The following is a 1,907-nucleotide window of genomic DNA, read 5'->3' on the forward strand; positions in this document are numbered from 1 at the left end:
TCTTTATACAAACGATTAATTTCAAACTTACCTTCCAGATGTTGATGCGCCTCGTTTTGTATTTTGACTTCAAATTGTTTCTCTTTTTTATACGCTTGATATAAGCGTTTTGATTTTTCTGATGTTGAGGCACGTCCAACCATATCAATCTCATAATCTGATTTTAAATAGCAAATATTCGCTAATTGGATTGCGACCGGACCAGTGCCTATCATTAATAATTTAGACATCCGTAATACCTACCTTTATAGCTGCTTTTTTATAAAGTGCTATATCAAAAATTTGCTGTGGTCTCATATGTTTATTCACACATTGCCACTTATCTTCCGCTGTTTCTTGTGACGGATAATTAAATATTGCTTTGATGCCATCACCAAAGCGCATTGCAACTACGACATTTTCATTTGTTAAATCATATAATTCTTCTAAAATGCTGTACTTTAAAGGAATTGTCGAGCTGAATATGATATGCGTCACATCTTTGATATCTTTAAGTTCAGATACCTTTTGATCCGTAATTGTTATATCTTCATTTGGTGCTAAGACGTTAACGATTCTGCGCCCTAGGTCAACGGCTTGTGGATCAATATCAATACCGATAACTGAAGCACCTGTTTCTTTTGCTACTTGAATTAACGTCATTGGATATGCACCTGAACCAACTAACAATAATTTGTCATTGCTAGTGATACTACATTGTCCAAACTCTTCATCAATACAATGTTCTATATTGTCAAAGTAACCTGTGGTAGACGCCTGTCCGTCTAATAGACGTCTAGCTCTAATGACTTCCACTTGTTTAACACACTGCGCTGTAATATATTGCAGTGATTTTATTAATTGTGCTTTTTCTTCAACGTCACGCCAAGCATTAAATTGTTGTTCATAAATAGGATTTAAAATAAATTCACTATAGTCATCCATCAATGTTTCTAATGCTTCGATATATTGATCGTCTTGTAATACACGCTCGTAATGCGCTTCAAACTTTTCCAAATATTGTTGTAATATCAATTTGATTTCATTATTAAAGTTATTCATTGTAGGCTCCTTATTCTATATATGCTTTTCCTGTAGCTACAGTTGTAACCTGTCCTTTAATTGAAGTTTGATATCCCAATTGATGACATCGCTTTGATGTCACTAAAATACTGCCCCCTGGCTGATGTACTGTAAAATCTTTGCATGCGTCATTACGTTGATAATTATTAAAAACCCCAATTGATGCTGTACCAGAACCACAGCTATTTTCCCAAATTAAACTTTGAATTTCTGGTATATAGATTAATGGCTGTAAAAATTGACGTTGTTCATCAAAAAGCATCATACCTACTGTTTTATATTTGTGACTCCATTGTTGCTCACGCACAAACGCTTCAACCAAATGTTGAATTTCTGTTGTTACTTGTTTAACTGGAATCACATAATGTACATATGTTTCATAAATAATTTCTATTGCTTTCCATGAATGATTACCCATATTAATTGTTGTTGGCACAACACGATGGGCTTGTGGCATTTGAACTTCATAGTATTGGCAATCATGAATTGCGCATTGCACTAAATCCGAACAGCCAGACACCTTCACCTTAAACTGTTGGTCTTTAAGCAAATGACTTTCTTGCAAATGATGTATATATGACATCGTCGCATTACCGCAAAATTCATTACCGCTCATAACTAAGTGAAAATCATTGCCATCATCATTTTGTGTTGATTCTATAAAGCCTACCTGTTCACAACATACATGTGTTGCGGCCATCAACTGATTGGCGATAGATGCATATTCACTAGCATCATGTTTTGAATGAACAAGTATCGTCATATTCCCCGAAGGATTATACTTAGAAAATTCTATAACCTGCCGATTCATACGACACTCCTTTAGATGTATTTTTAGAGCCTCT

3 protein-coding genes are annotated in these 1,907 nt (G+C 34.7%); all 3 read right to left on the reverse strand.

What is annotated here, in order from left to right; all coding sequences use genetic code 11:
• A partial coding sequence (locus tag IDG60_RS12770) for an opine metallophore biosynthesis dehydrogenase (RefSeq protein ID WP_206160762.1) occupies window positions 1-230 on the reverse strand: 230 nt, incomplete at its 3' end.
• Window positions 223-1,041, reverse strand: coding sequence for a D-histidine (S)-2-aminobutanoyltransferase CntL (cntL, locus tag IDG60_RS12775; RefSeq protein ID WP_001058848.1), 819 nt, complete (start codon window positions 1,039-1,041; stop codon window positions 223-225). The genes IDG60_RS12770 and cntL, both read right to left, overlap by 8 nt.
• Window positions 1,042-1,051: 10 nt before the next feature.
• A complete protein-coding gene (gene cntK, locus IDG60_RS12780) occupies window positions 1,052-1,873 on the reverse strand; it encodes a histidine racemase CntK (RefSeq protein ID WP_001081682.1) in 822 nt (273 codons plus the stop codon).
• Between the last annotated feature and the right edge of the window lie 34 nt (window positions 1,874-1,907).

The organism is Staphylococcus sp. EG-SA-2, from assembly GCF_017152085.1.